The organism is Streptomyces sp. NPDC006733 (assembly GCF_040636125.1).
Taxonomy (GTDB): Bacteria; Actinomycetota; Actinomycetes; order Streptomycetales; family Streptomycetaceae; genus Actinacidiphila.
Genome location: NZ_JBEYJD010000011.1, coordinates 64595 through 86351 on the forward strand (window position 1 = coordinate 64595; position 21757 = coordinate 86351).

General features: G+C 71.6%; 17 protein-coding genes and 1 pseudogene. 5 read left to right on the forward strand and 13 right to left on the reverse strand.

The features are described 5' to 3' along the window. Nucleotides 1-70: 70 nt before the first annotated feature. Genes ABZ721_RS12255 through ABZ721_RS12265 form a run of 3 tightly spaced genes read right to left on the reverse strand, consistent with a single transcriptional unit; the run spans nt 71 to nt 2627 of the window. Nucleotides 71-742, reverse strand: coding sequence for a 3-oxoacid CoA-transferase subunit B (locus ABZ721_RS12255; RefSeq protein ID WP_358788561.1), 672 nt, complete (start codon nt 740-742; stop codon nt 71-73). Next, nucleotides 739-1407: a 3-oxoacid CoA-transferase subunit A gene (locus ABZ721_RS12260; protein ID WP_358788562.1), complete on the reverse strand. Its 669-nt coding sequence runs from the start codon at nt 1405-1407 to the stop codon at nt 739-741. Before ABZ721_RS12260 ends, ABZ721_RS12255 begins: the two co-directional genes overlap by 4 nt. Beyond that, nucleotides 1404-2627: a thiolase family protein gene (locus ABZ721_RS12265; protein WP_358788563.1), complete on the reverse strand. Its 1224-nt coding sequence runs from the start codon at nt 2625-2627 to the stop codon at nt 1404-1406. Before ABZ721_RS12265 ends, ABZ721_RS12260 begins: the two co-directional genes overlap by 4 nt. Before the next feature lie 83 nt (nt 2628-2710). Here ABZ721_RS12265 and ABZ721_RS12270 point away from each other — a divergent pair, with 83 nt between their 5' ends. Beyond that, on the forward strand, nt 2711-3595 hold the full coding sequence (locus ABZ721_RS12270; RefSeq protein WP_358788564.1) for a LysR family transcriptional regulator: 885 nt from the start codon (nt 2711-2713) through the stop codon (nt 3593-3595). Between the two features lie 40 nt (nt 3596-3635). On the opposite strand, the pseudogene ABZ721_RS12275 reads toward ABZ721_RS12270, so the two are convergent. From ABZ721_RS12275 to ABZ721_RS12295, 5 genes and pseudogenes are all read right to left on the reverse strand, one after another. Next, nucleotides 3636-5462: pseudogene (locus ABZ721_RS12275) on the reverse strand (alkyl sulfatase dimerization domain-containing protein). Nucleotides 5463-5643: 181 nt separating this feature from the next. Further along, nucleotides 5644-6303 carry a GAP family protein gene (locus tag ABZ721_RS12280; protein WP_358788565.1) on the reverse strand — a complete coding sequence of 220 codons (660 nt, stop codon included), beginning with the start codon at nt 6301-6303 and terminating at the stop codon, nt 5644-5646. Nucleotides 6304-6316: 13 nt separating this feature from the next. Then, a complete protein-coding gene (locus ABZ721_RS12285; RefSeq protein ID WP_358788566.1) occupies nt 6317-7693 on the reverse strand; it encodes a DUF1254 domain-containing protein in 1377 nt (458 codons plus the stop codon). Nucleotides 7694-7713: 20 nt separating this feature from the next. After that, nucleotides 7714-9027 (reverse strand): DUF1254 domain-containing protein, encoded by a 1314-nt coding sequence (locus ABZ721_RS12290; protein ID WP_358788567.1) that lies wholly within the window; start codon nt 9025-9027, stop codon nt 7714-7716. A 38-nt stretch (nt 9028-9065) separates the two neighbouring features. Next, nucleotides 9066-9515: a hypothetical protein gene (locus ABZ721_RS12295; RefSeq protein WP_358788568.1), complete on the reverse strand. Its 450-nt coding sequence runs from the start codon at nt 9513-9515 to the stop codon at nt 9066-9068. A 296-nt stretch (nt 9516-9811) separates the two neighbouring features. Between ABZ721_RS12295 and ABZ721_RS12300 the strand changes: the two genes are divergently transcribed. Then, complete coding sequence (locus ABZ721_RS12300) at nt 9812-10909, forward strand: AI-2E family transporter (protein WP_358788569.1); 1098 nt, start codon at nt 9812-9814, stop codon at nt 10907-10909. Between the two features lie 83 nt (nt 10910-10992). Continuing rightward, nucleotides 10993-12714, forward strand: a complete 1722-nt coding sequence (locus tag ABZ721_RS12305) for a SulP family inorganic anion transporter (RefSeq protein WP_358788570.1) — start codon at nt 10993-10995, stop codon at nt 12712-12714. A gap of 48 nt (nt 12715-12762) precedes the next feature. Here ABZ721_RS12305 and ABZ721_RS12310 read toward each other — a convergent pair whose 3' ends face one another. Further along, on the reverse strand, nt 12763-14268 hold the full coding sequence (locus ABZ721_RS12310; protein WP_358788571.1) for an MDR family MFS transporter: 1506 nt from the start codon (nt 14266-14268) through the stop codon (nt 12763-12765). Nucleotides 14269-14427: 159 nt separating this feature from the next. Between ABZ721_RS12310 and ABZ721_RS12315 the strand changes: the two genes are divergently transcribed. Then, complete coding sequence (locus ABZ721_RS12315; RefSeq protein ID WP_358788572.1) at nt 14428-15030, forward strand: TetR/AcrR family transcriptional regulator; 603 nt, start codon at nt 14428-14430, stop codon at nt 15028-15030. Nucleotides 15031-15497: 467 nt separating this feature from the next. On the opposite strand, the gene ABZ721_RS12320 is transcribed toward ABZ721_RS12315, so the two are convergent. After that, nucleotides 15498-16331 (reverse strand): enoyl-CoA hydratase/isomerase family protein, encoded by an 834-nt coding sequence (locus ABZ721_RS12320; protein ID WP_358788573.1) that lies wholly within the window; start codon nt 16329-16331, stop codon nt 15498-15500. A gap of 122 nt (nt 16332-16453) precedes the next feature. Here ABZ721_RS12320 and ABZ721_RS12325 point away from each other — a divergent pair, with 122 nt between their 5' ends. Then, on the forward strand, nt 16454-16843 hold the full coding sequence (locus ABZ721_RS12325; protein WP_358788574.1) for a helix-turn-helix domain-containing protein: 390 nt from the start codon (nt 16454-16456) through the stop codon (nt 16841-16843). Between the two features lie 199 nt (nt 16844-17042). Here ABZ721_RS12325 and ABZ721_RS12330 read toward each other — a convergent pair whose 3' ends face one another. The 3 genes from ABZ721_RS12330 to ABZ721_RS12340 all read right to left on the reverse strand — a co-directional run bounded on the left by ABZ721_RS12330 (nt 17043) and on the right by ABZ721_RS12340 (nt 21742). Continuing rightward, entirely contained in the window at nt 17043-18092 is a 1050-nt protein-coding gene (locus ABZ721_RS12330) for a LacI family DNA-binding transcriptional regulator (protein WP_358788575.1), read from the reverse strand. 296 nt (nt 18093-18388) lie between these two features. Then, nucleotides 18389-19837, reverse strand: a complete 1449-nt coding sequence (locus ABZ721_RS12335) for a glycoside hydrolase family 30 beta sandwich domain-containing protein (protein WP_358788576.1) — start codon at nt 19835-19837, stop codon at nt 18389-18391. A gap of 243 nt (nt 19838-20080) precedes the next feature. After that, nucleotides 20081-21742 (reverse strand): carboxylesterase family protein, encoded by a 1662-nt coding sequence (locus ABZ721_RS12340; RefSeq protein ID WP_358788577.1) that lies wholly within the window; start codon nt 21740-21742, stop codon nt 20081-20083. Nucleotides 21743-21757: the final 15 nt, after the last annotated feature.

A 21757-nucleotide genomic window follows, 5' to 3' on the forward strand; every position in this document is an offset into this window, starting at 1 on the left:
GGCGCCGCACGCACCGCGCGGGGGCGCACCCCCGCGTCGCCGGTGAACGCCCCGCGGCCGACCGCTGACGTCAAACGCGGGCGGGCAGGAGCGGCAGGTCCAGGCGGCCGGCGAGTTCCTCGACGGTGGTGCCGAAGGTCTCGCGCACCACCACGCCCCGCGCGGTGAGGTCGAAGACGGCGAGGTCGGTGTAGACGCGGTCGACGCAACCGGTCCCCGTCAGCGGGTAGGTGCAGTCGGCGACCAGCTTGGGGGCGCCGGTCTTGGTGAAGAGCGTCATCATCACGAAGACCTGCTTGGCCCCGATCGCCAGGTCCATCGCGCCGCCGACGGCGGGAATGGCGTCCGGGGCGCCGGTGTGCCAGTTGGCGAGGTCGCCTGCCGCCGAGACCTGGAAGGCGCCCAGGACACAGACGTCCAGGTGGCCGCCGCGCATCATGGCGAAGGAGTCGGCGTGGTGGAAGTACGCCGCTCCGGGCAGTTCGGTCACGGGGACCTTGCCGGCGTTGGTGAGATCGAGGTCGATCGCGTCGCCCTGGGCCGCCGGGCCCATGTGCAGCATGCCGTTCTCGGTGTGGAGCACCACGCCGGAGTCGGCCGGCAGGTGGTCGGCGACGAGGGTCGGCTGGCCGATCCCGAGGTTGACGAAGGCCCCGTGGGGGATGTCCCGGGCGATGAGCGCGGCGATGTCGTGCGGGCCCAGGGGGCGTCGGTCGCCGTCGGCGGGGCGGTGGGGGGTCACGCGGTGGCCTCCTGGACGACGCGGTCGACGTAGATGCTCGGCGTCACCACGGTCTCCGGGTCGAGCATCCCGGTCGCGACGACTTCGCGGACCTGCGCGATCACGGTGGTCGCGGCGGTGGCCATGACCGGTCCGAAGTTGCGGGCGGTCTTGCGGTAGACGAGGTTGCCCATGCGGTCGGACCGGTGGGCGCCGATCAGCGCGACGTCCCCCTTGATCGGGTACTCCAGCACGTGGGGGCGGCCGTCGATGACGCGGGTCTCCTTGCCCTCGGCCAGCAAGGTCCCCGCTCCGGTGGGGCAGAAGAACGCGCCGATCCCGGCACCGGCCGCCCGCATCCGCTCGGCGAGGCTGCCCTGCGGCACCACCTCCAGCTCGATCCGGCCCGCCCGGTACAGCGCGTCGAAGACGTAGGAGTCGCTCTGCCGGGGGAAGGAGCACACGACCTTGCGGACCCGACCCTTCGCCAGCAGCGCGGCCAGGCCGGTGTCGCCGTTGCCGGCGTTGTTGGACACCACCGTCAGATCCGTGGCGCCCTGGCGGATGAGCGCGTCGATCAGCGCGACGGGCATCCCCGCCATCCCGAACCCGCCGACCAGCACCGTCGAGCCGTCCTGGATCCCGGCGACCGCCTCATCGGCGTGGTCACACAGCTGCATGGTCATCGCCTCGTCGCGGGCGCGGCACTGGTGCCGGTCACGTTCTCCAGGACCACCGCGAGCGCCTGGCCGACGCCGATGCAGATCGCCGCCAGGCCCCAGCGCTCGCCGGACTCCCGCAATCGGTGGGCCAGCGTGCCCAGCAGCCGGCCGCCGGAGGCGCCCAGCGGATGGCCCAGCGCGATGGCGCCGCCCTTGGCGTTGACGATCGACGGGTCGATGCCCCATGCGTTCACGCAGGCCAGCGACTGCACGGCGAACGCCTCGTTGAGCTCGACCGCGGCGACGTCCGACCAGCCGATGCCCGCGCGCTGCAACGCCCGGTTCGCTGCCTCCACCGGCGCGAAGCCGAACAGCTGCGGGTCGAGCGCGAACACCCCGCGCCCGGCGACCCGGGCCAGCGGATCGATCCCGATCCGGGCCGCGGCCGCCCCCGAGCCCAGGAGCACCGCCGAGGCTCCGTCGCTCAGCGGCGAGGCGTTGCCCGCCGTGATCGCGCCGTCGGGACGGAACGCCGGCTTGAGCGCGGCGAGCTGGTCGACCGTGGAACCGGGCCGGATGCCCTCGTCACGCCGCAGGGTCTCTCCCTTGCCGTCCGCCTCGACCGGCACCACCAGGTCGTCGTAGAAGCCGGCGGTCCAGGCCTCGTCCGCCAAGGTGTGCGACCGGACGGCAAACGTGTCCTGCTGCTCCCGCGAGCTGGGGTAGCGCTCGGCGAGCTGCTCGTTGGCCTCGCCCAGCGAGACCGTCCACTCCTTGGGCATGCGGGCGTTGACCAGCCGCCACCCCAGGGTGGTGGAGACGGCGGTCATGTTGCCGGCGGGAAAGGCCCGGTCGGGCTTGGGCAGCACCCATGGAGCCCGGCTCATCGACTCGACCCCGCCGGTCAGCACGATGTCCGCGTCGCCGGTCTCGATGGCCCGCGAGGCCATGAGCGCCGCGTCCAGCGAGGAGCCGCACAGCCGGTTCACCGTCGTGGCGGGCACCGAGGTGGGCAGTCCGGCCAGGAGCACGGCCATCCGGCCGACGTTGCGGTTGTCTTCGCCCGCACCGTTCGCGTTGCCCCAGATGACGTCGTCGATCGCACCCGGCTGGAGGTCCGGTGCCTTGGCCAGAACCCCGCGCACGGCGAGCGCCGCGAGGTCGTCCGGCCGCGTGGCGGACAGGGCGCCGGAGAACCGGCCGAAGGGTGTTCTCGCTGCCGCGTACACATAGCTGTCGGTCACAGTCCGAACGGTAGGCGGGCGGGCTCATCACGTCCAAGACCGAGTTGTTCGCCATTGATAAGCGTTGTTTATAGAATGGGCGCATGGAGCTCCGACAGGTCCGCTACTTCCTCACGCTCGCCGAGGAGTGCCACTTCGGGCGCGCGGCGGCCCGCCTGCATGTCGCCCAGCCCGCCCTGTCCCAGCAGATCAAACAGCTGGAGCGGGAGCTGGGCACCCCGCTGTTCCACCGCTCCACCCGGCACGTCGAACTCACCGAGGCCGGCCGGCACCTGATCGGCTACGCCCGCACCCTGCTGACCGAGGCCGACCGCGCCCGCGCCCACATGACGGAACTCGCCACCGGCCACGCGGGCCGCGTCTCCCTCGGCTTCATCGGCACCGCCACCTACGACGTCCTGCCGCGCGTCGCCCGGGCCGTACGGGCCCAGCTGCCCGCCGTCACCCTGGAGCTGCGCGGCGAACTGCTCGCGCCGCAGCTCGCGGACGGCCTGCTCGACGGCACCTACGACCTCGCGGTCTGCCGGTCCGGCCCCTGGACGGAGTCCGTGCACACCACGCTGCTGCGCACCGAACCCCTGATCGCCGTCCTGCCGGCGCACCACCCGCTGGCCCACGCCGAGCGGATCGCGCTGGCCTCCCTGGCGGAGGACCCGTTCGTCATCCATCCCGCCCAGGCGCGCTCCGCCATGCACGACCGCGTCCTGGCCGCGTGCCGCCGCGCGGGCTTCCAGCCCCCGTCCCTGGTCGAGGTCGGGGAGACCGCCACCCTCGTCGTCCTCGTGGCTGCCGGACACGGCGTGGCCCTCGTACCGCAGTCGGTGCAGAGCCTGCGGCTCGACGGCGTCACGTACGTGCCGCTCGCCGAGACCGAGACCATCGACCTCGTCCTGGGCCGCCGCACCGTCGACCGCTCCCCCGCGGTGGCGCAGGTGGCCTCGCTCATCGCGGCCTGCGCCGCCGCCTGACGACCCCGGGGGACGCTCACCGGCCCCGGGGCCAAGGCGACTACGGCGTGACGATGGCGAAGGACTTGTCGGGCTCGGTGACGTAGGAGAACAGCCGCGACAGCGCGGCGGGATCGCCCTCGTGCTGCACACCGTCCAGGCCCTTGCCCGCGAACACGCCCAGCAACTGCGGCTTGGTCAAGGTGAGCGTGCAGTCGGCCGGGCGCTTCGGGGCGGCGTCCTGGGCGGTCGCGCGATGGGTGAGGGCGCCGTTGTGGAGGGTCAGCCGGTAGCGGCGCCCCTCGTCGGTGAGGGCGAAGTCGATCGTCACGTCCTCGTCCCAGGCGCGCGGGCCGTCGATGCGCACCGCCAAGGAATCGATCAGCATCTCGGTCGTCAGGGCCATCGCCATCTCCGGGTTGGCCGGGTCCAACTGCACGGTCCCCGGGCCCTCGCGCAGCTCCACCGCCGCCATCAGGTAGAAGTTCCGCCACGGGCCGTTCTCCGCACCGTGCCCGAGCTTCTCGTAGACGCCGGCCAACGCCTCTTTCGCGGCGGTGTCGTCCGGATGGGCGAAGACCAGGTGGTTCAGCAGCGTGGCGGCGAAGCGCAGGTCGCCGTCGGCGATGTAGCCGCGGGCCTTGGTCAGCGCGGCCTCGGGGCCGCCGGCCAGGTCCACGTAGCGCGTGGCCTGCGCGACCGGCGGGTGCTCCCACAGGTGGGCCGGGTTGCCGTCGAACCAGCCCAGGTAGCGCTGGTAGATGGCTTTGGTGTTGTGGCTGAGCGTGCCGTAGTAGCCCCGGGCGTGCCAGGCCTGCTCCAGCGCGGGCGGCAGCTGCATCTCCTCGGCCAGCTCCGGGCCGGTCAGGCCCGCGTTGAGCATTCGCAGCGTCTGGTCGTGCAGGTAGGCGTACAGGTCGCGCTGCTGCTCCAGCAGCTCAACCACCTTCTCCTCGCCCCAGGTCGGCCAGTGGTGCGAGGCGAAGGCCACGTCGTAGGCGCCGTCGAAGAAGCCGACCGCCTCGTCGAGGTACCGCGACCAGATACGCGCGTCGCGCACGACCGCCCCGCGCAGCGTCAGGATGTTGTGCATGTTGTGGGTGGCGTTCTCCGCCAGGCACAGCGCGCGGCGCTGCGGGAACAGGAAGTTCATCTCCGACGGCGCCTCGGTGCCCGGCGTCAGCTGGAAGACGATCCGCACGCCGTCGACGGTCTCCTCCTGCCCGGTGGCGGTGATGTCCAGTGTCGGCGGGATCAGCGAGAGGGTGCCGGTGGAGGTGGTCATCCCGAGTCCGGCGCTGACCTGGCCGTCGGGGGCCTTGGGCAGGCGGTCGCCGTACATGAACATCGCCCGGCGCGTCATCGCGTTGCCCGCGTAGACGTTCTCGCTGACCGCATGCTCCAGGAACCCGGCCGGGGCAATAATCGGCACGTCGCGCTCGGTGCCCTTCGGCAGGACCCCGCGCGCGCCGCCGAAGTGGTCGCCGTGCGAATGGGTGTAGATCAGGCCGGCGACCGGCCGGTCGCCGCGGTGCTCGCGGTAGAGCGCGAGCGCGGCCGCGGCACACTCCGTGGAGATCAGCGGGTCGATGACGATCACGCCGGAGTCGCCCTCGACGAGCGTCATGTTCGACAGGTCCAGCCCGCGAACCTGGTAGATGCCCTCGGTGACCTCGTACAGGCCCTGCTTCACGCACAGCTGCGCCTACCGCCACAGGCTCGGGTGGACCGTGTCGGGGCACTCGCCCCGCAGGAAGCCGTAAGCGTCGTTGTCCCACACCACCCGCCCGTCGGCAGCGGTGATCACAGCCGGCACCAGTGCCCCGAGGAAGCCCCGGTCGGCGTTGTCGAAGTCGGTCGTGTCCTCAAAGGAGGGCAACTGGCGCATACGAATGCTCCATTCAGCACCGGTCCGGAACGCTGCGGGGACCGGCAGTTCGGGTGGCGGGCGCCGGTCGGTGCCGGCCCCGGCGGAAGCCGGACTACCTTTGGGAATTCTGTCCCGGATATACAGATTGCGCACTATGGCGGCCGGGGGCGGACACAGCCTGCGGTTCACCGCCCACCGCTCACGTGGAGAGGCCGCTGATCGCGTCGCCGACGTACTTCGTGCCGAGGACGACCAGCACGACGGTCATGATCGCCGAGTTGTGCCGGCTCATCCAGGCCTTCCACTCCCCCAGCACCGTCGCCGACCGGCGGCCGCCGAAGAGGTAGACGGCCAGCGGCAAGGTGGCGCACAGGGAGGCGATGAGCACCATCAGCCCGGCCGCGACGGCCTTGCCGCCCGACCCGGCGGTGCTGGAGGCAATGGAGACCGCGCCGCCCACGGCGAGCACGAGGTTCTTGGGGTTGGCCACCGCGAGGGCAGCCGCCAGTCCGGCCGCCTTGCCCGGGGTGACGTGGTCGAGGACCTGCATCCAGCGGGGCTGCGGGGCTTCGTGGTCCCCGCGGGGCCGGCCCCGCCACTGCTGGACACCCATCACCAGGAACAGCGCGCCCAGGGCCAGCTTCAGCCAGAACGTCCAGTCGGCGGGCCGACCGTCATCCTGCCCGGCGTCGGCGCCCGATCCGGCCAGCACGATCACGGTCACCAGCACGGCGAGGGACACCGTCCACCCGGCGGCGAAGGCGATGCCGTTGGAGCGGCCCTTCGGGGTGGCGAGCATGAGGATGACGGCGATCAGCGGCAGGGGGCTGATGGCGATACCGACCGCAGAGGCCAGCATTTGGCCGATGGCGTCACCCATGGCGGGCCTCGATCGCGGGGATGCGGTATGTGCCGTCGAGTACCGGCTGCTGCGGAGTGTAGAGGCGGATCATGGGCCGGAAGTCCCCGCCAGGGGTCGGGAGCCAGTTCGCGGCCTCGTCGGGGTGGGCCGGCCGGTCCTTCTGGAGGTACAAAGTCAGCGAGCCGTCGGCTCCGTGGACCAGGCCAGAGGTGCGGTCACCGATCGAGTACCGGTCCGCGGTGTTGTCCACGAGGTAGTAGTGCGGGGTGTCGTACATGGTCACCGACCAGAAGGAGTCCACCGGCGGGGGCTGTGCGAAGCACAGCGTGTAGGCGTGAGCGCCGTTGAGCTGACGGCCGTCGGCGTCGTGGAAGGTGTGGGCGTACACCGCTTCGTAGCCGTGGTTGCCCCACAGTGCGGCGCGCGCGGCCACGGCCCGCAGCAGATACGACGACGCGCGGTCGGTGGCCTTCCACTCCGGCGAGTCGATCGTTCCCACGCCGAGCCAGTCGGTGTTGTAGTCGAACAGGTGCGGGTTCATCTCCCACGCCCCGGGCTTCTGACCGCAGCTCGTAGCGGGACGGGACGCCTCCTCCACTCGAGCAGCGCCCTGCGCCAACCCCTGCACCAGCGCTCGGGTCAAGCTGGGGTCGCAGGAGGTGTAGGGAGAAGGGCCGCTCGCCAGCAGTCCGAGCGGGGAGAAGCGTTCCTGGTAGCGGCGGTCCTCAGGGGCGGGCGGAAAGGCGGCCATCCATCCGCGCAGTTGCTCGAAGAACCGCAGCGGCTCGGGGACGTCCGACTGGAGCGCGGGCAGCCCGTGGGCGGTTCCGGGCGTGAGCGGGGTCAAGGTGAACTGCTGCTGCAGCGCCTGGACCCGGTCCATGTCCGCCGGTCCGTCGCAAGCGTTGCGCCCCACGATGGAGGCGACGGCGGTCGGAGCAATGATGACGCCGCGGACCGTCTCGGGCGCGCTGCCGCTCCACCCGGGCGGCGCGATCAACCAGTCACCCGCGCGGGTTCCGGTGGGCCGCCGGCCGAGGTAGGCGAAGTTGTTGCTCCAGGCGTCCACGAACTGCAGCACGTAGTAGGCGCCGGCCGTGTCGGGGACATGCAGCAGCAGCGGTCCGACGGAGAGGTCCAGCTGGGCGATCGAGTAGACCGTGTCGTTGTTGACGGACACGAAGTGGGCGTCGGGTGCGGCCAGTTGAGGAGAGTGCGCGAAGTGGTTGAAGGGGGCCGGTTTCATGGACCCGAACCCCTGGTGCAGGCACACACCGACCATGGACAGGTCGAAGACCAGCGGATAGCCGTACACATATGCTTCGGCGGCCAGCTCGGCGAGGCCGCCTGCGGACGCGCTGCGTGGGGTCGCACCGGGATTGGGCATGGCGGGGTCCCTTCGGGTCGTCAGGCGCGCACGGAGAGCTGCGGCATGCTCCAGCTGTGATCGAGCACGGACGGTTCGGGCCCGTAGACCCGGATGGCGATGGTGAAGGGGCCGTCGGGGGCGGGCAGCCAGTTGGCCGCCTCCTTGGGGTCCTGCGGCCGGTCCTTGCGCACGTGCAGCGTCAGGCCGCCGTCATCGTCATGGACGAGCCCGGGGGTGCGGTCCCCGATCGAGTACCGGTCGATGGGGTTGGCCACCAGGAGCCGTTCGGGCAGACGGTACATGGTGGCCGACCAGAAGAAGCGGGCCGGTGGCAGCTGTCCGGGCGGGAAGTGCACGACGTAGTCACGGGCGGAGGCGTCCGGGGGCCGGCTGCCCTGGTCGTCCTGCGCCCACCCGGCGTACCAGGCTTCGGCGGCGGGCAGGCCGTACAGGCCTTTGCTCACGCCGACCGCCCGGGTCAGGTAGTCGTCGCCGTGTTCGGCGCGGGTGCCGAACCAGCCGGTGGAGTCGACCGCGTCGTGCTGGGCCGCCGCCAACGCCGCGCGCGCGTCGGCGATGCCCTGCTCGACCGCCGCGCGCAGCTCCGGCGACAGGTCCGAGGACTCGAATTCCCCGGTGCCGTCGACACCGAGCCGGGCCAGCCGCCCGCGCAGGTCGCGCTCCGCCTCCACGACGGGGAAGAAGCGCAGCAGGAAGTCCAGGAGCGTGAAGAACTCGACGCTGTCGAGGGCCTCCTCCCGCCACACCGGCCACAGCGGCTCCTCCGGCGCGGCGGGGGCCGGACGGCCCAGGTACGCGGACAGCGGCTGCAGCCGGTACTGCTCCTGGATGTCGCGCAGTGCCGCGACGTCCTCGGGGCCCGCCAGGTAGGTGCGCCCGAGGATCCCGACGAGGAAGGTGTCGGCGCGCAGGACGCCGGCCATGTTCTCCGGCACGTCGCCGTCGAAGTCCGGGCCCGCGACCAGGTAGTGGCCGGCCTCCTGCCCGGTCGTGCGGGCCCCGATGTACCCCACGTAGGACGTGTCCAGGTCGTGGAAGGGCAGTACGTAGTACCGGTCGACCGCCGGGACGGACACCACCCACGGCTCGGCCCGCAGGTCGAGCCAGCCCCAGGAGTAGGGCGTGTCGTTGTTGGGGGTCACCACGTCGGTGTTGGCCGGGGTGAAGGGCTGGGAGTAGTGCCGAAAGCGCCCGAAGCCGCCGACCGAGCGGGGGTCGTCGAGGTCGACGGCCTGCGGGTACATCGTGCGGTAGTTCTCCAGGAGCGGATACCCCCACACCCACGCCTCTGCCGCGATCGTGCGCGCGTCCTGCGGGGACGGGTCGGGCATGGCGACAGCTTCCCTCGGTCGGCGTGCGGACGCTTCGGTCACCGTGCGGACGCAGACGTGCGGTCCGAGCGGTCCGCGCACAGGGCCCAGATGACGAAGACGTCGATGGCGATCGAGATGATGGCCCACACCGGGATGTACGGCAGCCACACGAAGTTGACCACGATGCTGAACGCGGCCAGCGCCACACCCGCGCCCCGGGCCCAGCCGGCACCCGACAGGATGCCCCAGCCGACCACGGCGAGCAGCACGCCCAGGACGAGGTGGATCCAGCCCCAGGTGGTCAGGTCGAACTTGAAGACGTAGTCGCCCAGCCGTGAGTAGACGTCGTCCTTGGCGATGCCGACGATGCCCTTGAGGACGCCGAGGACACCGTCCACGAGCAGCAGAATGCCGGCGAACACCGTGCCGCCCGCCGCCCAGGCGCTGGGGCGGTCGGACGGGTCGGGGTTCTGCGGAGTGCTGACGGGCGGTGCTGCGTGCGTCATGGCGAGCTCCTTCGTCGGCGGGCGTGCCGGGGACCGGCATACGCTCAGCGTTCGGGGCCGACCGGCCGGGGGACATCGGAGCGCGGCCATTCGGGTGACATCCCAGGCGCCGTTCCGCCCCGCAGCGCCGCGTGCGCGCTCACCCATTGAGGTCACCCCGGCGGCGGTCCGCGCGGAACGCGCGCCTAATGAGGAGCGCATCACCCCGCCGGATGCGCGCCCCGCGCCACGACGTCCGCACCCCGCCTTGAGGACCCGGCGCCGCACCGTGCGCGATCGAAGGAGCCGCTGAGGCGATGGACCCAGACGCCACCGACGCCGTCCACGCCGGGGAGCGATCACGCCGCGAGTGGTGGGACACCCTGCCGCCCACCGTGCGCGCGGCCACGGCGTGGAGCGGCGCACTCCTGGTCATGGCCGGGCTCGGCCTGCTGGCCGTGGCCTTCACCGTGGCCCTGCGGGCCGCCGTCGTGCCCGCCTTGATCGCGCTGCTGATCACCGCCCTGCTGGTGCCACTCGACCGCCGCCTGCGGAAGGCCGGACTGCCGCCGGCCGCCGCGGCCGCACTGACCTGCGTCGCACTGGTCGTCATCATCGACGGCGCCCTGTGGATGCTGGTCACCCTGCTCACGGACGCCGGCTCGCAGATCATCGACTCACTGCAGGACGCGGCCGACCGGGCCTCGGGCGACGGCCCCGTCGCCAAGGCCGTGCGTGGCGCCGCCGACGGGCTCAGCGACCTGGGCCACAGCGCCGCCGGGGCCGTCGCCGAGGGGGTGGTGTCCGGCGTCGGGCTCGCCGCCCAGCTCCTGATGACCGGCATCCTCACCCTCGCCCTCGCGTTCTTCCAGCTGAAGGACCGCGACCGTGCGGTACCCGCGCTGCGCCGGATGGTTCCCGGTCGGCACGGGGACCTGCTGGTGCGGATGGCGCGCCGGGCGTACGAGGCGATGGCCGGATTCATGCGCGGCACCACCGTCGTCGCGGCGGCCGACGCCGTGTTCATCGCCGTCGGTCTCACGCTGCTGGGCGTGCCCAACGCCTTCGGGCTGGGCGCCTTGGTGTTCGTCGGCGCGTACGTGCCCTACGTCGGGGCGTTCCTGACCGGCGTGGTGGCCGTCCTCGTCGCCTTCGCGGACGGCGGGCTGACCCTTGCGCTGGGCGCGCTGGCCGTCGTTCTGGCCGTCCAGATGATCGAGGGCGTGGTGCTGCAGCCGGTGGTGCAGAGCCGCACCGTCTCCCTGCATCCGGCGCTGGTCATGCTGGCCGTGACCGCCGGCGCCTCCCTCGGCGGCCTGGTCGGCACCCTGCTGGCCGTCCCGCTGACCGCCGCGGCGCTCGGGGTGATCAGGGAACTGCGGCAACCTCCGGCGAGCGGCGACCGCAGGCCCTGAGGGCGGTCACGGAGCCCAGCCGAGTTGCGGACGGCCGCCGAGACACCAACGATCATGCATACGGTCTGGCTACTGGAGGTGCGATGGACCACCACCCCGTGCGCACCCGCCCGGCGCCCCGCCACTGGCCGATGCCCGACTGGATGGGCCGCTACAGCAGCAAGTGGCTGCGCGGCGACACCCTCGGAGCGCTCACCGCCTGGGCCCTGATCGTCCCCGAATGCGTCGCCTACGCCCAGATCGCCGGGGTCCCTCCGCAGAACGCGTTCTACGCCGCCCCCGTCGCCCTGCTCGCCTACGCCCTGCTGGGCCGCTCCAACTTCCTGATCGTCGGCGCGACCTCCGCGGCAGCGGTACTCTCCGCGACAGCCGTGACCAGCGTCAGCAGCGACCCCAAGGACGCCGTCGGCCTGTCGGCCGCCCTCGCCGTCATCGTCGGCGCGATCCTGCTGGCCGCCGGACTCGCCCGCCTCGGGTTCATCACCAACTTCCTCGCCGAACCGGCCCTGGTGGGATTCCTGTTCGGCATGGCACTGACCATCGTCGTCCGCCAGGCCGCCAAGCTGGTCGGCGTCTCCAGCGGCGACGGCAACTTCTTCGAGCGCGTGTGGGCTGTGCTGAGCAAGGCCTCCGACTGGTCGCTGGCCACCCTCGCCGTCGGCGCGGCCGCCCTGGCGCTGCTCCTCGTGCTGGAGCGCTTCGTCCCCCGGCTCCCTGCCTCGCTCGCCGTGCTCATCCTGGGACTGGTCCTGTCCTCGGCGCTGCACCTCAAGGACCACGGCGTCGCCATCGTCGGCAAGATCCCCTCCGCCGTCCCCGTACCGCACCTGCCCGGCATCCCGGCCGCCGACTGGCTCGCCCTGACCGCCGGAGCCTTCGGCGTCGCCCTGGTCGTCTTCGCCGAAGCGTTCAGCATCGCCAACCGCTTCGCCCGCGAACACGGCGAAGAAGTCGACACCAACCGGGAGATGGCCGCCGTCGGCCTCAGCAACATCGCGGTCGGCCTGGTCCGCGGCTTCGTCGTCTCCGGCAGTGCCTCCCGCAGCGCGGCCGCGGCCGGCGCGGGCAGCCGCACCCCGATGGTCTCCCTCATCGCCGCCGGCCTGATCCTGCTGACCGGGGCCTTCCTCACCCCGCTCTTCACCGACCTGCCCGAAGCGGTGCTGGGGGCCATCGTCATCGTGGCCGTGCGCGGCTTCATGAAGACCGCGGAACTGCGCCGCTACGCCGCGTTGGACCGCCCGAGCCTGTGGGTGGCGCTCACCGCGCTGTTCGGTGTCCTGCTCTTCGACCTCCTGCCCGGCCTGCTGCTGGCCGTGGTGCTCTCCCTGGTGCTGTTCGTCGCCGCCGCGAGCCGCCGCAACGTCGCCGTGCTGGGCCGACTGCCCGGCTCCCGGCTGTTCGCCGATGCCGCGATCCACCACGACGCGACCACCACCCCAGGGGTCCTGGTCGTCCGCCCCGACGGCAGCCTCTTCTTCGGCAACGTCAACCGCGTCCGCCTGGCGGTCCGCGACCTGGTCAAGAGCGCCGACCCGGCGCCCCGCGTGGTCGTCCTGGACCTCACCGGCAGCTACCAACTCGGCGTCCCGGTCCTCGACACCCTGGAGGAACTGCGTGAGGAACTGGATCGGCAGGACATCGCCCTGCACCTGGCCCGCGTCCGCGCCGAGGCCGCCCAGCAACTCGCCCGGCACGCGCTGACCGAGCACCTCGGACCCGACGCGATCCACGACTCCGTCGACGCCGCGGTAGCCGCGGCAACAGCCGCCATCGCCCCTCCGGCCGCGCCGCACGCACCGTAGCTCCCGGCCGCCCCGCGAACGAGGAAGTGGCCGACCGGCCGCAGTGGATCAGCGGGTTGCTGCCCGTGCCTCGTCCGTCGGGGAGGTCTTCGGGATCGGCGGGCCCGCCTTGCGGAGCGGGGTTTCGATGACGTACAGCGCCGCGACGAAGGCGACCGCGCACAGGATCGCTCCGGTGAGGAAGATCTGCTGGGTGCCGTTGGTGAGCGCGTTCAGGTAGGCATCCTTGGCTCCCGTGGGCGGGTGGGACTCGATGGCGCGGGTGAACAGGGAACCGAAGACGGCGACGCCGAGGGATCCGCCCAGAGTGCGGAAGAGGGCGACCGCGCTCATGGCGGCGCCCATGTCACGCATGGCGACGCTGTTTTGGGCGATGGTGCCGGCCATCTGCTGGGTGAGGCCGAGCCCCATCCCGACAAGGACCATGTACGTGCAGGTCAGAATGCGGGATGTGTCGGGTCCCATGGTGGCCAGCAGCCCGAGGCCGACGGCCAGGAGGCCGGCGCCCAGGATCGGGAAGATTCTGTATGTACCGGTGGCGGACATGACCTTGCCCGCGATGGTGGAGACGATCACGACAGGGATCATCAGAGGCAGCATCAGAAGACCGGAGTGGGTGGCCGAGGCGCCCTGAACGGTCTGCTGGAACAGCGGCAGGTAAAGGCCCGCACCGAACATGACGACGCCGGAGGCCAGGAGCAGGCCGATGGCCAGCGGGAAGTTCCGGTGACTGGTGAAGATGGTCAGCGGGAGCACGGGTTCCGCGGCCCGCCGCTCCGTACGGACGAACAGGTGGAGTCCGAGCACTGCGACGGCGCCCAGGCTGAGGATCTGCCAGGAGCTCCACGCAAAGGTGGTGCCCGCCCAGGTCGCGGCCAGCACGATCACGCTGATCGTGACGGCCAGCACGGCGATGCCCAGCCAGTCGATCCGCGCCTTGATACGCCGGGTGGGCAGATGCAGCGTCCGCCACAGCCACACCAGGGCGAGCAGGCCGAGGGGCAGGTTGATGTAGAAGGCCCAGCGCCAGCCCCAGTTCCCGGTGATGAAGCCGCCGAGGAGCGGGCCGCCGATGGTGCCGATCGCCATGACGGAGGCGGTCATACCCTGGTACCTGCCGCGTTCGCGCGGCGGTACGAGAGCGGCGATGAGGGCGAACGCGCCCGCGCCGATGCCGCCTGCGCCGATGCCCTGCAGCGCGCGGAAGGCGATCAGTTCGGGCATGGACTGGGCAGCGCCGCAGAGCGCGGAGCCGGCGAGGAACACGGCGATCGAGACCAGGTACATGGGTTTGCGGCCGAACAGGTCCCCGCACTTGCCCCAGATCGGGGTGGTGACGGCCGTGACCAGGGTGTAGGCGGTCACCACCCAGGAGATGTGCTCCAGACCGCCGAGATCACCGACGATCGTGGGCATCGCGGTGCCCACGACCATGTTGTCGAGCATCGACAGCAGCATGGCGAGCATGACGCCGAGCAGCACCCAGCGGGCGTTCCTGGGTATGTCCTCCGGGGCCGTCGGAAGTCCGGCGGGGGACGCAGGAGATGTGGACATGACGAATCACTCCCTCAGGGAGGTATGCCGAAAGAGAAGGGGGAAGCCGGTGGCCGGACGGGGTGCAACGCGGCGACCATTCCACAGAACCACAACGATCCTAATAGTGCAACAACTCTACTTTTCGATGCGACTCGCGTTCTGAGGTAGGATGCAGGCATGGGAGCGACACGGATCCAGGAACCGCAGACACCGGGGCGCCGCGAGCGCAAGAAGGCGGCCACCCGCAAAGCCCTCGCCGACGCCGCGCTCCACCTGTTCCTGGAACGGGGCTATGACCACGTGGGGATCCGCGAGATCGCCGACACCGCCGATGTCTCGACCGCCACGCTCTTCAAGCACTTCCCCAGCAAGGAAGCGCTCGTCTTCGACATGGACGCCGACCGCGAGGCCAGCCTGCTCGACGCCGTCCACCAGCGCCCAAAGGACCAGTCACTCCTGGCCGCACTCCGGGGCTACGTGCTGGCCAGAGCGAACATCTCCCAGGACGCGGAAATGGCACAGTTCCTCGAACTCATCCGCTCAACCCCGGCACTGAGCGAATACGCCCACCGCATGTGGATGCGCCACGAGGGCGCACTCGCCCAGGCCATCACCGAGGCAAGCGGCGCCCCGCAGGAGGACCCCACCTGCGCGGCACTGGCCCACTTCGTCCTCGAAACCGCCGCCTTGGCGCGCGCGAGCACCGATCCCCAAACGGCCGTCGAGAGCGCCTTCGACCTCCTGGAACACGGCTGGAACGCCACCGGCCAGGGTCCCTGACAGCAGGGCACCCACAGCCCGTCGGCCGCTATGACGGGGCAGCTTGATGATCCTCTCGACGAATCTCTGCAGGGCAGCACTAGATCGCGCCGATCCACTCGACGAAGTTCGACAGGTCCCCCGCGTCCGCGCGCTGCAAACGGCGCAGGGCAGCAGCGTCTTCGCGGGCCCGCGAGGACGCCGAGCGTCACACCCTCCGCGACCGGTTGGGGCAGGGCTGCTTTGACCGCCCCAACCGGACGGCCACCGCAACTGATCGCGGCAGGGCACGGGGCGGAGTACGACGCGCTGAACACCGGGCACTTGGAACCCACCCGGTTCCGCCGGCTGCGGACCTCACGACCCCTGCCCAGAGCGGCCGGCGGGCAGATCGTCCGCGCGGTCGGCGTGGGCGACCGGCTGCGGCCGGACGCGCCGACCAGCCCTGACCGGCTGCTCTGCCCCGTGTACGGGGCCTGCTGCCGTTCCTATCCGGGCAGTCCCCGGAGCAGGCCTTCCAGATCGCGCTCGCCGTCGCGGGTCTGGGCACCGTGGGCCAGTCCGCCGCGGATCAACCGCTCCGCCGCCGGGCGAACAAACTGGCCCGCCCAGGCGTCGTGCTCCCGCAGGAGACCCTCGGCCAGGTCCTCAGGGACGATGGCGCGCTTGGCCGCCGCGATCACCCCCTCGGGCAAGGCTGCGATGTTGCGGGCGAGGCGGTCGACGATGTCATCGAGTTCGTCAGCAGGGACGGCCCGGTTCACCCAGCCGTAGCGCTCCGCGGTTTCGGCGTCGTACAGGTCGGCACCCAGCACTGCCTCCAGGGCGCGATTGCGGCCGACCCGGCCGGCAAGGTACTGCGTGCCCCCTCCGCCAGGGACGATGCCCATGAGAGCTTCGATCTGGCCGATCCCGGCGTGACCGATCGCAGCGAACGCCATGTCCGCGGCCGTGACGAACTCCGCCCCTCCGCCGCGCGCCATCCCGGCAAGCTTGACGATGGTCACCTGGGGCTGGTGCCGGAGCAGCTCCCCCAGAGCCTGGAAGACGTTGACGCCGTCCGGGAGGTCGGCCGCGAGCTTGTCGAAGGCGTCCGGCGTGTCGACGAGCGACATGTCGACGTGGGCGATGAAGAACTCCGGGCTGGCGCTGTCGAACACGATCACCCGAACCGACTCGTCGTCCCTCAGCGCGGTCAGCAGGTCCCGGAGGTCAGCCATCAAGGCGACGTTCAAGACGTTGACCGGTGGGTTGTCGAGGGTGACGCGGGCGATGCCGTCCTTTAGGCGCACCCGCAGGGTCGCATAGCCGTCGTGGTCCATGGAGATCTCCGATCGGTACCTGGTAAGCATCTAGGTTCCTGATGCATACTTACCGTGCGATGGGGGGCGACCGGCGTCAATAACGCACTTTCGGCATCGCAAGGATCGCGGAGGATACCGACATGGCCAATTCTGACAACGGCGCCGACGCTGGCAGCGACACCGTCTACCGGTCGGACTGCCCCAGCCGCCCGATCCTCGACCAGATCGCTGACAAGTGGTCGATGATGGTCATGGAGGTTCTTGACAAGCCCACTCGGTTCAACGAGATCAAGCGCCGTCTTGAGGGCGTGACCCAGCGGGTCTTGACTCAGACCCTGCGCCGCCTGGAACGCAACGGGATGGTCGTGCGCCGCGTGCTGCCGACCTCGCCGGTCGGGGTCGAGTACTTCCTCACCCCGCTCGGCGCATCCCTGCGCGAGCCGTTCGGCCGGTTGTACGACTGGACGGTCGACAACGCCGACGAGATCCGGGCGCACCAAATGGACTATGACCGACGCGTTCAGAGTTGAGAAGGCATGCCCGAACGCCCCATCGCCCTGAGCGCACTCGCTCCGGGCGCCGCTCTCGGCGTCCGGGCCCCCGCCTGCCGCAGAAGTTCCCAGATGGCCCTCTCGCCAGCAGGCCGCGGCAGGCGCATCAGCAGGCGACCGGCCGCCGAGCGCTGAGAGCGGACTGCCGTCGCGGCGGTGCGCCGCGGGCGACCGGGTCCTAGCGGCGCTGCGCGGGCGGCGGCGGTGCGGTGGAGCCGCGCGGGACCAGGCTGGGGGCCTGGGCGGCGTGCGAGACCGCCTCGCGGTGCAGCATCACGTCGAAGAGGGTCTCGGTCACGTCGGCGCCGAAGGAGAAGATGTCGTGCTGCATGGCCGACAGGGTGGGCCGGGTCAGCTGGCACAGCTGCGAGTCGTCCCAGGCCAGCACGGACAGGTCGTGCGGCACGGAGAGGCCGAACTCGGCGATCACGCCGAGCGCGGTGACGGCCATGAGGTCGTTGTCGAACACGATCGCCGTGGGGCGCTCCGGGGACAGCAGCAGGTTGCGGCAGGCCCGGCTGCCCTGGTCGGCGGAGAAGTCGGCGATCACCGTGCGGGCGTTCAGGCCCAGTTGCCGCGCGGTGTCCGTGAAGGCCTGGGTGCGGATGACGCTGTGCCCGAGTTCGGCCGGTCCGCTGACGCGGGCGATGGTGCGGTGGCCGAGGGCGGCCAGGTACTGCACGGCTTCGGCGGTCGCGGCGGCATCATCGGTCCACACCGAGGTGAAAGGTCCCGCCAGCGACGGGTGGCCGACCACGACGGCCGGCAGGCCGATCTCCGACAGCACCGGGATCCGCGGGTCGTCCGCTCGCAGGTCGACGAGGATGGAACCGTTGACCCGGTTGCCCTGCCACCACGCGCGCTGCACGTCGATCTCCTCGTCGCCCTCCACCAGGCGCAGCAGCAGCGAGCAGGCGCGCCGGGACAGCACGCTCTCGATCCCGGAGATGAACTCCATGTAGAACGGTTCGAGGCCCAGCATCCGGGCCGGCCGGGCGATGGCCAGGCCGACGGTGTGGATCGCCCGCCCCGACAGTGACTGCGCCGCCTGGTTCGGGCTCCAGCCCAGGTCCCGGGCCGCCTGCAGGATCCGCTCCTTGGTCGTGGAGGAGACCCCCGGCTTGTTGTGGACGGCGATCGTGACCGCCGAGGGCGATACCCCGGCACGTTTCGCCACATCCTTGATCGTGGCCTTGCGGCCCTCCCCCGACGCTGTCGTGCGAGCCACCAGGATGTCCACCTTCAGATCGTTGCCGGCATACCGGGCCCCGGCAGGTAGAGCGCGCGAGTACCCACGATCCCCGTGCCGGCCCGGTACAACACCCGTCACCTTAGCCCGCGGCCACGGGGAGCACCATGGCCTTCCGGCAGGCCCGCCTGCGGCGGACACCTGCGCGTGGCACCGCCGCCGGGCGAGTGTGCTGCAGCGTTTTATGGGTGCGGTGCGCCGGTGGCAGGCGCCGCGCTGCGGGCACGGGGCCCGGTCCGGGGTGGCGCCCCCGGGCCGGGCCCGATCGCGTGCGGTCAGCGGCCGCCCCAGGTGTAGGTGACGGTGGCGCCGGGGGCGACGCTGGTGGTCACGTCGACGCCCGGCGCCTTGATGGCGGTGGTGTGCGCGGCCGTGGTGCTCGGGTTGTACACGACCAGGGCGATGCTGCCGTCGGGGTTGGCGAACGCCGACGTCTGCACCGGGCTCGGGTCGCCCTCGGTGGCGGCGATGCCCGCGGCGATCCGGACCGCGCCGGGCCGGGTGAAGCGGGAGAAGTGCGCGAGGGTGTAGTAGTTGCCGGTGTAGGTGACCGCGCCGGTGGTCGAGTCGATGTTCACGGTGCCGTTGCAGCCCGTGCAGCCACCGGTGTGCGGGCCGTGGTTCTCGTCCAGTGCGAGGTTCCAGAAGATCATGCTGCGGGCCCAGTTGTTCATCGCCCCGATGGTGCGGGTGATGCCGCCGCCGCTGCACTCGGTCTCGAAGATGTCCTTGCCGGGGAAGGACGCCTTCAGCGCGGTCTGCGCGCTGGGGTCGCCGTAGTAGCAGTGGTAGGCGGTGCCAGAAATCCATTTGGCGGCAGGTGAGTTGAGCAGGTCGAAGGGGTGGTTCAGCTCCGGGTCCTCGCCCACGGCGACGTGGGCCTGCACGTCGAAGGGGTGCTCGGCCCAGTTGTGGTCAAAGCCGAGGATCTTGGTGTGCAGGCCGGCGGCCCGCAGGGCCGGGCCGAGCCGCTCGATGACCTTCGCCTCCTGGGCGACCGGCAGGTCGGTGCCGGGGTAGTCGGTGCGCAGCAGGGCCTGCGGTTCGTTCTGGATGGTCAGGTAGTCCACCGGGACGCCGGCCGCCGCGTACGCCTGCACGAACTTCACCAGATAGCGGGCGTAGGCGTCGTAGATCTTCGGGGAGTCAATGAGCTTGCCGTCGATCATCGAGCCGCCGGTCTTCATCCAGGCCGGCGGGCTCCACGGACTGGCGATGATCTGCAACCGCGGGTTGAGGGCTCTGGCCTGCCGCAGCAACGGCAGGATCTGCGGCTTGTCGTGGGCGATCGAGAAGTGCTGCAGGGCGTAGTCGGTCTGCCCGGCGGGCAGGTCGTCGAAGCTGTAGCCGTAGGTGGCGAAGTCCGAGGCGCCGATGGGCTGGCGCAGCATGCTGAGCCCGACGCCGTGCTGCGGGGAGAACAGCTGCGTCATCAACGCATCGCGACGCTGCTGGTCCAGGCGGTACAGCACGGTGGCCGAGGAGTCGGTGACGGAGGCGCCGAACCCGGTCAGCTTCTGGAACCGCAGAGTAGGGTCGACGTGGACGGTGGTGTCGGCCGTGGCCGAGGTGGTGGTGACCGCGGTCGGGGCGTCCAGCTGGGCGCCGGTGGTCTGGGCGTCGGAGGCCCACTGCTGGACCCCGGCAGCCATAGCGACGCTGTGGTGCGGGGCGGCGGGGCTGGCGGAGGCGGTGCCGGCCTGGGTGGTGGCCAGGGTGGTCAACAGCGCGAGACCGGCGGCCAGGGCCGCTGCGCGGCTTCCCCGGAATCTGCCGGATCGCGCGGGCCTGCGCGGGCTCGGTGCGGGGGTGAGTGCAGGGTTCGCGGACGAAGGGGGCTGCATGTCGCTCCAGAGGGTGTCGGGATACGCGGACGGAACAGCCCGCGTAGGGACGACGGCCGGCGTGGGACCGACCGCCGGGTGCACCGGGGCGGGCCGTTCACGAGGAGCGGACCGCCCCGGGCGTCACTGGGTGCGGATCAGACCGTGGGCGTTCCAGAAGTCGCAGTGGTGGTCGGCGGTGAAGCCGGCCGTCAGTGCGGCGTGCGGCAGACGGAACTGCAGCGTCGCGGGCCGGTCGGCGCGGTAGGTCGGCCACGGGCCCTGGCGCGGGTCGGGCCGGCCGGTGGCGACGAACGCACCCCACTGGGCGCGCATGGAGCGCGCCAAGTGCTCCTGCGCGGCGTTCAGCCCGGTCAGGAACTTCTGCGATCCGTCACTGCGGGTGAAGGTGAACAGGTACTCCAACTCGGTGGTGTGGTAAGCGCCCCAGGTGAAGCCCGGGGTGACGGCCTCGGCCGGTGCGGTGGCGTCCGCGAACTCGTACGCGTAGGTACGGGTCCGCGGCGCCAGCGCGTTCTCGATCGTCCAGGCGCGGCAGACCCGGTCGGGATCGGAGGCGATCGCACCGGCCGCATCGGCCGGGGTCCGGTCGGCGTACAGGTCGAGGATCTGCTCGGCCAGGTGCGGATAGGAGCTCCGCACCCAGGCGGCCAGGGAGTCGACGGTGGCCGGTTGGGCGATGCCCGGGTACGGCCGGTTCTCGTCGTGGGTGTTGCCCACCAGGACGGGGACGTGGGTGAAGCGGCCCGCGGCGATGGCCTGCCGCGGGTCGAGCGGCAGCACGGTACCGCCGATCGTCGGCGTGCCGGACGGGCCCGGCCGGTCGAGCAGCGTTCCGACGTCCTTGCCGCGCAGGCACTGGGCGGCGGTCGCGGGGTCGCCGCAGCCGACCGAGGCGGCGAACGCCGTGCCCGCCTCCTGGGCCGGGCCCAGGGGCTGCGCGTCGCACGCGCCGCTCTCGATGATCGCCCGCGCGAACAGGCCCTGCGCGGGCGGGGCCGCCAGCATCCGGCACACGGCCCGGCCGCCCGCCGACTGTCCGGCCACCGTCACCTGCTGCGGATCGCCGCCGAGCGCAGAGGCGTTGGACCGCAGCCAGCGCAGTCCCGCGATCTGGTCCATCAGCCCGTACTGACCCGACATGCCGTCGCTCGCCTCACCGCTGAGCGAGGGAAGCGCCAGAAACCCCAGCCGGCCCAGCCGGTGATTGACCGTCACCACGACGGCGCCGGTCTCGGCGGCCAGCTCCGCCGCCTGGTACTGGCTGCCGGAGCCGTTGATGCCCCCGCCGCCGAAGACCCAGTACAGCACCGGCGCACGGCCGGCACGGACCGCCGGGGTGTCCGGCCGCCACACGTCGAGATACAGACAGTCCTCCGTCTCCGAGCGGGGGCCGTTGCTGTTCTCCGTCTGCGGGCACACCGGACTCGGTCCGGAGGCGTCCCGCACACCGCGCGAGGACGGCGCGGGCTGCGGCGGACGCCAGCGCAGCGCACCCACCGGTGGGGACGCGAAGGGGACCCGCCCGAAGAAGTCCACGCCCGGTGCGGCCCGGCGCCCGGACAAGACGCCCTGCTGGGTGTGGACCTGCGGCGCACCGTGCACAAGGCCCTGGGGCGGGAGCGGTGTGCGCGCGCCGGCGTCCGGAGCGACGGTGAGGGTCGCGGCGAGCGCCGCGGCGACGGCCAGGAAGGCACCGGCCAGGCGTCCGGCCCGACGGGTCCGTCCGGTTCGACGGGTCCGTCCGGCCCGTCCGGTTCGACTGAGGTCAACAGCTGGGAGCACGAGTCATCTCCTCGA